We start from the raw sequence: 7,726 nt of genomic DNA on the forward strand, positions 1-7,726 counted from the left end.
CCCAGTCGGCGGTACAGCGGGCGGTAGAGGAAGTACTCCCCAGGCGGCGGGGGCGGCGTCTTCTTCGGCGCGACGTGATCGAGGCCGTCACGACGGCTGACGGTGTAGCCGAAGGCATCGAGCAGCCGGACGAACTCGCGGCGCACCTGGTCGGCGCTGCCCTCGACCCGGAGCGACACCAGGCGCTGATCCTGGAGCACCTCGGGGGCGAGGATGTACGGGCGCTTGAAGGCGTCCGCATAGAAGATCGTCGCCACCTGGCCGAGCGGCACGCCGTTCAGGTCGAACTGGTAAGGCGGCGTCGCGGCACTGGCCACGGACGAAACGAACAAACAAACAAACAAACAAACGATTCGGCTCATGGGGCAGTACCAGGTAGGGGAACAGGGGAGCGGGGGGCAGTGCTGGCCCCGCTGAACGTGCTGACGCGCTGGCCGTCCAGGTCGCCGACCATCACCCGGCCGGCGTTCTGGAAGTTGCTCGGGTGCTCGTAGCGGATGACGCCATCGGGGCCGATCAACACGACCTGGCGAACGCCGTCGGCGACGACATGCCCGGCGATGCGCCACGTCGCGCTGTAGGTCGGCCCGGCCGGGACGGTCTTAGCAGCTGAACCGGGCGAACCGGGAGCAGGGGCCGAGGCGGCGGGCGTAGTCGCCGCACTGGTGGGCGGGGCCACCTCACGGTTGAAGAAGTGGAAGACGCCCCACAGGCTGAAAGCGCCGCCACCGAGCAGGACAACGGCAAACAGCCAGAGCTTGGGATTCTTGAGGATGTTCTGCCGGTCATCGACCTGCAGCTCCTTCCCCTGACCGCCGGTGTACGAGCTGTACAGCGGGAAGATCAGCGCGTCGTACTTCTTGACCTGCACCGAGACGCGGGCCTTGCTGGTCTGTTTCCAGCCCTCCCACATCTCGACCCGGTACGTCCTGTTCAGGCCGAGCGACTTGATCTTGGTCGTGCGAAAACTCAGTTCGACGACCGTCTTGAGGATACGGTGCAGATCGCCGATGTCCTGGACCATCAGCACCAGGTCGCAGCTGACCTTGGTGTCGGCGTGGACGTAGTGGCGATGCTCGCGGAAGAAGATGCGGTGCTCGGTGCAAATCTTCGAATCCGACCCCCAGAAGCGCCAGGCCTCGTCGATGCAGATCAGGTCGCCCGGCTGGCAGAAGGTGTCCACGTCCGTGCCGTGCGGCAGGAATTCCGGCTTGAACACATCGTCATTGGAGCAGTGCACCACCTCGCCGAGGCGATCCAGCGCCATGCCCTGCTTCTCGTGGACGTAGGCGCGGATCGCGTCGGAATCGATGCCGTCGACATTGGTGACCACCCGGCGGCCCTTGGCCACCGCCGGGATGATGACGGACGACACGCACTCGAAGGACTTGCCGCTGCCCATCAGGCCCGTATAGGCGTTGATGGGCATCAGCCGATCACCGGGATGCGGCGCACCAGGAAGCGCGTGACGAAGGCAGACACCAGCAGGGGCAGGCCGCTGGAGAACGCGAACAGATCGAGGAAGTACCAGGTGCCCGCCGAGATGCCGCCAAAGGCCGAGGTCAGACCGGAACCCGAAGGCAGCCAGCCCGCCATCACCGCCACCAGCTCGGCGACGATCCAGTACAGCGCAATGAACACCACGAACTTGACCAGGACGCCCCGGACGAGCCAGCCCAGCAGGGCGTTACCAGCAGAAAGCAGAATGCCGAACATGATCGATCACCTCAGGCGGACAGGACGATGAACAGGGCGGCAAGCACCCAGGCGAGCAGGCTCGCGTTGTAGAGCGGACCGCGCACGTCTTCGGAGATGGTGCAATGCGCCTCCATCTGCACCTGCTTGCCGATCACCGCCAGGTCGAAGGTCGGGCGCGGGCACTCGGCCTGATGGGCCGGCACCTGGAAGTTACGCAGATCGGGGAACAGACGCGTGAGCGGTTCGAGGATCTGCGCACCGGTCGGGGTGGCCTCCAGGGTCGGGGCGCCAATGCCGGGATCTGACCCCAGGTTGATTTGCGGCTGGGTGGAGGGGTTGGTCGGGGTGACCGCCTCACCAGGAGCCGGCAGCGAGAACGGCGGACTCGACGGCGAGGTGCCCGGAGAGCCGGACGGGAACGGCGACACGAAATCACCCACCGAAGGCCAGGCGCCCGGGTTGGCCGACTGCCAGCGGGCAGCATCGGAAGCCGTAATGGGGTCGCTGTACTGGTACGGAAGACCGTCGTAACCGGGCATCTGCGACGCTTCCTGCCAGGCGCGATTGGCCAGCGCGGCGACCAGTTCCGGGTTGAGTTGCTTGGCCTTCTCCGTGTCGCTGATCTGATCCACAGCGGTCTGGATCGGCAGGACGCCGGTCTGCCCGGAAGGGGAATCCGAAGGCGGGGCCGGATACATGCCGACGCCGCTCTTGTAGACACCCGTGGACGACCCGTAGGGGCTACCCGACTCCTGGAACACGACGTTCATGTCGCTTTCCCAGTTCGGCGGCAACCAGGACGCATTGCTGACGGTGTGGCAAATGACGGTCTGGCCGTTGGAATACGGGCCAGCCGGACAGTCGATGCTAGAAACCGTCACACCATCGGCAAACGAGGCATAAGCGGCACCCTCGGGCGTAGTCGCATAGGCATAGGGGGTGGAGAAGAACGGCCCGCCGACGTAAAGGGGACCACCAACGGAGCCGCCACCCTCGGCCGTCACCACGTTGACCTGCGACGAGTCCTCGCCAAACAGCCAGGACGTGATGCCGTCGATCGCCAGATTGACCGCATAGCCGACGATGACCCCGACACCGGCCGCGATGGCGGCAGTCGCCCAGGCCGGCGCCGTGACCGTACCGACAACGATAGCCGCCGCGCTAGCAGCCGCAGAAGCCGCAATGACATTGCCGGAGGCGGCGACGGTCGCCCCGAAGCGCGGATCGTTGGCCGCAAAGCCGCGGCTGACCATCTTCTCCTGGAGCACGCCGCTGACGGCCCCGCTCACCTTGGCGGGCGAGTAGGCAGCAGCGGAAGCGAACACCGGAGTGAACAGCAGGGCGAACAGGATCGCCTTCTTGGCGAGGAACAGCAGAAATAACTTTTTCATAGGTCGTTGTCCGCAAAGCCAGTAATTACCGCCCAGGCGCAGAGCAGGCCGAAGGCGAACATCATCAGGTACCAGGCATCGTTGGTGGTCACGGTGGCCGCTCCGATGGTTTCGGCGATTCAGCAGGACAAAACGCCCGTTTCATCATCGCCAGGACGAAAAAAAGGGGCATGCCGAAGCGATGCCCCAGGGGTGGATCAACGACCGCGAATCATGCCCAGGACGGTCGAAGCGGCCTTGATGGTGACGTAGATCACCGCCAGGGTACCGGCCACGGCCAGGACACCGGTCACCACGTCGGCAGCGGTGAATGCGCCAGTGACGGGGGTCAGATCGACAGCCGCGAAGGACGCCTGAGCCGCGACAGCGGAACCGGCGGCGGCAGTGACAACAGCAACTTTCTTGAACAGCTTCATGGGTGCTTCTCCAGGTCAAACCGGCATCCGGCCGGGGCGGCTGATCGTCAACGGCGACGAATCATGTTCAGTACGGCCCCCGCGCCCCGAGCGGTCAGCCAAAACAGCAACGTGGTGCCGAAGGCGAACGACCAGAAGGCGAAGGCGTTGGTGTAATCGAAAGGCGCCGCTGCCGCCTCGACCGCCGCGAACTCGCTCGGAGTGATCAGCAGGTACGTGGTGCAGGTGGTTTCCTGGCTGGCAACGACGAAGCCGTTAGCGTCCAGAACGGCGCAGGTAGCCATCAGCCGGCCTTCTTCGCCGAATGCTGGGAGAAAGCGTCGATGTCGGCGATGTGGGTCACGCCGAGCAGCGTCAAGGTCGGCTTGCCGTCCTTGCCCGGGCGCGAGCCGTAGTCGAGGTCGAAGACGGCGGGGAGCTTGGCCGACTTCAGTTGATCGAACATGGCGATTTCCCCGCTGACCTTGGTCGGTTTCATGCCGACCGCCAGGGCGGTGTCCTCGCGGTAATCGTTGACGAACCAGATGCTGACGCCACGGCGCAGCTCGCCCGTGCGTTCGTCGGTCATCTCCCACTTGTCGGCGCTGAGAATCAGTCCGCGTTGAGCCATGTTTCTGTACCTCGATGCTGTCGCCCGGTCGGTTGAGACGCTACCCTTGGGCGCGTTAAGGGTGCTGAACGGCACCCTAGCGACGACCAATCGACATGTCAAGGGGGTTAAACAGTGGCAAATCGACATTGCCTGCGCGAGACAGGTTTCTGGCTCGACCAGGTGAAACAGAAATACGCGTGCAAAAGCGACGGCGAGCTTTCCCGGCTGCTCGGCGTCACCAAGGCAGCGGTGAGCCTGCAAAAGGCCGGGCGTCACGAAATGAGCATCAAGCAGGCGGTGAAGGTGGCCGAGCTGCTGCACGTCAACCCTATGGCCGTGATCTGCGGCGTGATGTACCACCAGGACCCCGCCGAGGCCGAATTCTGGCTGTCGGTCTACGAGCAGACGGTGCGGGAGAACGACCGGCGCCAGTACTTCTCCGACAGCGCCTAGTCGTCGGGATCGGGGCGCTCGAAGTAGGCCGGCGGATACGGCGGAAGCGCGGCGATGTAGTCCACCACCGCCTTGAGGCCATGCCGGCGGGCAAGCAGCAGCACCAAAGACTGCGCCCGGTTGCGCACCACCTTGTCAAACTCATGATCGGACAGCGCGAGCAGCAGCTCGGAGTCCTCTTCCTTGCGGGCGGCGAGGGCCATGTCACCGGCCTCGCTGTCATCCACCACCACCGGCTTTTCCAGGGTCGCCAGGAACGCCTTGAGCGAGCGGCTGAACTGGAGCTGATGCCGCCCGAGGAACGCCTCGGCGAACTCGGCGAAACGCTGGCCCGCTGCCTTGTCGCCCTGGCTGGCCTCGAACAGCAACTGGAACGGCGTTGCGCCCTTGGCGCGAGCGGCCTTGACGTGCGCGCCGGCCAGCTCGTGTTCCGGCCCCCAGCGGCGTTCCCGGCGCTCGCCGTCACCGGTGAACTGGCTGAACTTGGTCAGGTACTCCTGAGCCGACAGCGCCTTGCGCACGTCCAGGCCGAGGTAGCGCACCGAGCCGCCGACCTTGACGGTTTTCAGCGGGGCCGGGAGGCCCACCGCCTTGCACGCCTCGGCCCAGGCCGCGAACAGGCGATCGCGGAGCAATGCCACTTCCTGCGCGGTCAGCTCGCGGCGGAAGAACCACAGATGATGCTCGTGGGGGTGCCAGCCGTTGCGGCTGCCGTGGGTGACTTCGAGGTTGGCGATCCGCCCGATATAGCCCAGGAACGGCATGGAGCCTGCCTGCGGACGCTTCAGCGGGTGGGCACGGGTGACTTCCTTGAACGCGGGCGACTTCTGCAGGTGCTGCATGGCCTCCTTGAACTTAGCCAGCAGCTCGGACAGCTCGTCGCCGATACCGTGCTTGATCGTGAAGGTCAGCATGTAGGCGCTGCCCTCGATCCCGGCCACGCCGTTGTAGGCGTCGGCGATTTCCTCGCGGCGGGCGCGGTTGATCTTGGCCGAGCAGATCGGGCAGGTCCACACGGAGCCGCAGACCGCGACCTGATGCCAGTTGACCGCCCCGCTCTCGCGGTGCTGCCACAGCTCGGCCTGCTTGCCCGGCACTTTGCGCCGGTAGCAGCTCACCACGCGAAACTTCGGCGACTTGTTCACGGTGCCCTCGATCCCGTACAGCTTGTGACGCACGACCGGCAGGCCGATCTCGGTGGCGAGCACCTTGGACACCTTGACCGGCACGCCCGGCCCCCGGTGGCGGTTCAGCTCCAGGTCGCAGTAGGCCACCTTGGCCCGGAGGTCGGTATAGGGCGCGGCGAAGGTCTTCTCGCGTTCCTGCCAGTACTGCGGGCGGCTCAACAGGCGCTGCGCGTACTGCTGCAACAGCCAGCGCTCGAGCAGGGCCTCGTCGGCGTCCCACTCCTTGACCCACTCCTGCCGTTTTTCATCATGGACGAACCGGAAAATTTCACCAGTTTCAGGGTCGCAAAGCTCCCTAAGTCCTTGATTCTTAAAGGGAAGAAGATCAAGAGCGGCGTCCGGTTTTGCGGTAATTTTCGTAGTATTACCGAGGGCGCTCCGCGCCGGGCCACGCCCGCCACCCTCGCGCCCGTCCTCGCGCTGTCGCGCTGCGGGCGTGCGCGCGTGCGTCGGGACGCGGTTGATGCTGGTCGCTACTTCGTCTACCATCCGAATCGCTCGACTGTCACGTGTTGAGTTCTTGAAGAAACCCAAAGGCCCGGCGGCAACCGGGCCTTTTCTTTTGCCTGGCCGAAAGTCCGTCTCATCGGCGGCCCTGGCGAAAGAAAGGCGTAATCCTTTGGGTCGGGCTGAATCCTACGTCAAAACCCCTAAACGATGCGAGGTGCGTCACTGACGCGCTTCGCTTGTCGGCTCCCGCAGAACACCGGAACAAGTTCCGGCGCCCTGCGGCAGCTTGATTGAACGCCAGGGAAGGGGGTCACTTGACGTCCAGGCGTTCGGCCTGAAAACCGATGTCGCGCAGGATGTTCAAGGCAGCGGGCAGGCTCTTGAATAGCCGAACCTCGCGCTCGCGGGTGCTGACGAAGACCATCGTCGATTCGGCCCGGAGCTGCGACCGGAAGAACAGCACCCATTCGTCACTCATCGGCTGACGTTCCAGCCAGGCGGCGGCGATCAGTCCCCGGTCGAAGTCTTTTTTCGCTTCCGCGAAAGTCAGTTGTTTCATGGAACTCTCCCTATCGATGCGGCCAGTATCTGACGTTTCTTATGTTTCGTCAATGCGGCTTTAGAGTTTCGTCAACTGAATGACCAGGAGGATTTCGGAATTGCTCGCCTCGCTGGTATTGCTGCGAAACAACTTCGGCAGGAAGGAGAGGCCGGTCGAGTTGTCGGAAGTCTTCTCCTCGGTCAGGCCGCCCAGCAGGATCACCTCACGGTCGCGCATCTGCACGCTGGTGGTGAGCTGCCGCTTGGTCAGGGTCGGCGAGTTGTTCACGCCGGTGGTGGTCTGGACGAAGTTCGACAGCTGCTGATCGACGACCAGGTCAACGGTGGATTCGCGCACCTGGGGACGCAGGTTGAAGATCACGCCGGAGTCGCGGTACTGCACCGACTGGATCGGCTCACCGGAACCCTGGGCGTAGGACACGGCACCCAGGACGGGCACCTCGGCCCCGACGCTGAAAGTCGCTTCGGCACCGGAACGGACGCGCAACGACGGCTGCGAGACGACGCGAAAGCGGTTGTCGCTCGACAGGGCGCTGAGCACGGCGCTGAAGTCGCTGGTGGACAGCGACACCTGGTTGTCGAAGGGATTGCCGGCCAGCGTGATGTTGAGCTTGCCCTTGAGCAGCGAAGCAGCCAGGGAGAACGCGCTGCCGTTGCTGTCGCCGGTCTGCACCTCGTAGACCACGCCGCGCACCATGACTTCGCCCATCGCGATGTCGATCTGCGGGAGCAGCAGCTTGACCTTCTCGATCTCGGCCTTGCTGCCGACGAACACCAGGTGGTCGCTGTCGCGGCTCACCAGGGAAGCGGCGGAACCCTGGGGCGAGGACAACGGGCTAGGGGTCGCGCCGGGAACGCTCACCTGGCGATTGACCGCGAAACGGCCTTCGAACAGCGGTTGCAGCGTCTCGGACAGATAGGCCACGTCGCGGTACAGCGGGCGGTAGAGGAAGTACTCCCCAGGCGGCGGGGGCGGCG

The 7,726-nt window shown here is 64.7% G+C and carries 11 protein-coding genes; 1 reads left to right on the forward strand and 10 read right to left on the reverse strand.

What is annotated here, in order from left to right; all coding sequences use genetic code 11:
- The 7 genes from G1E_RS06515 to G1E_RS06545 all read right to left on the reverse strand — a co-directional run.
- The coding region (locus G1E_RS06515) for a hypothetical protein (RefSeq protein ID WP_218186960.1) at nucleotides 1-362 on the reverse strand (362 nt) is incomplete at its 3' end.
- Nucleotides 359-1,429, reverse strand: a complete 1,071-nt coding sequence (locus G1E_RS06520; protein ID WP_009687273.1) for a zonular occludens toxin family protein — start codon at nucleotides 1,427-1,429, stop codon at nucleotides 359-361. The genes G1E_RS06520 and G1E_RS06515, both read right to left, overlap by 4 nt.
- Nucleotides 1,429-1,716, reverse strand: coding sequence for a DUF2523 family protein (locus G1E_RS06525; RefSeq protein ID WP_009681241.1), 288 nt, complete (start codon nucleotides 1,714-1,716; stop codon nucleotides 1,429-1,431). The genes G1E_RS06520 and G1E_RS06525 overlap by 1 nt, the downstream gene beginning before the upstream one ends.
- Nucleotides 1,717-1,727: 11 nt before the next feature.
- On the reverse strand, nucleotides 1,728-3,089 hold the full coding sequence (locus G1E_RS06530) for a hypothetical protein (RefSeq protein ID WP_009687272.1): 1,362 nt from the start codon (nucleotides 3,087-3,089) through the stop codon (nucleotides 1,728-1,730).
- 197 nt (nucleotides 3,090-3,286) lie between these two features.
- Complete coding sequence (locus G1E_RS06535) at nucleotides 3,287-3,505, reverse strand: hypothetical protein (protein ID WP_009681273.1); 219 nt, start codon at nucleotides 3,503-3,505, stop codon at nucleotides 3,287-3,289.
- A gap of 47 nt (nucleotides 3,506-3,552) precedes the next feature.
- A complete protein-coding gene (locus G1E_RS06540; RefSeq protein WP_009681274.1) occupies nucleotides 3,553-3,789 on the reverse strand; it encodes a hypothetical protein in 237 nt (78 codons plus the stop codon).
- Nucleotides 3,789-4,115, reverse strand: coding sequence for a hypothetical protein (locus G1E_RS06545; protein WP_009681275.1), 327 nt, complete (start codon nucleotides 4,113-4,115; stop codon nucleotides 3,789-3,791). Before G1E_RS06545 ends, G1E_RS06540 begins: the two co-directional genes overlap by 1 nt.
- A 114-nt stretch (nucleotides 4,116-4,229) precedes the next feature.
- Here G1E_RS06545 and G1E_RS06550 point away from each other — a divergent pair, with 114 nt between their 5' ends.
- A complete protein-coding gene (locus tag G1E_RS06550; RefSeq protein WP_009687271.1) occupies nucleotides 4,230-4,550 on the forward strand; it encodes a helix-turn-helix transcriptional regulator in 321 nt (106 codons plus the stop codon).
- On the opposite strand, the gene G1E_RS06555 is transcribed toward G1E_RS06550, so the two are convergent.
- From G1E_RS06555 to G1E_RS06565, 3 genes are all read right to left on the reverse strand, one after another.
- Complete coding sequence (locus G1E_RS06555; RefSeq protein WP_157050329.1) at nucleotides 4,547-6,226, reverse strand: hypothetical protein; 1,680 nt, start codon at nucleotides 6,224-6,226, stop codon at nucleotides 4,547-4,549. The genes G1E_RS06550 and G1E_RS06555 overlap by 4 nt on opposite strands.
- A gap of 271 nt (nucleotides 6,227-6,497) precedes the next feature.
- The gene (locus tag G1E_RS06560; protein WP_009681251.1) at nucleotides 6,498-6,746 is read right to left on the reverse strand and encodes a hypothetical protein; all 249 of its coding nucleotides are present in this window, start codon (nucleotides 6,744-6,746) and stop codon (nucleotides 6,498-6,500) included.
- A 60-nt stretch (nucleotides 6,747-6,806) separates the two neighbouring features.
- Nucleotides 6,807-7,726: type II secretion system protein GspD (locus tag G1E_RS06565; protein ID WP_047149709.1), on the reverse strand; the 920-nt coding region annotated here is incomplete at its 5' end.

The organism is Pseudomonas sp. TJI-51 (genome assembly GCF_000190455.2).
Lineage (GTDB): Bacteria > Pseudomonadota > Gammaproteobacteria > Pseudomonadales > Pseudomonadaceae > Aquipseudomonas > Aquipseudomonas juntendi.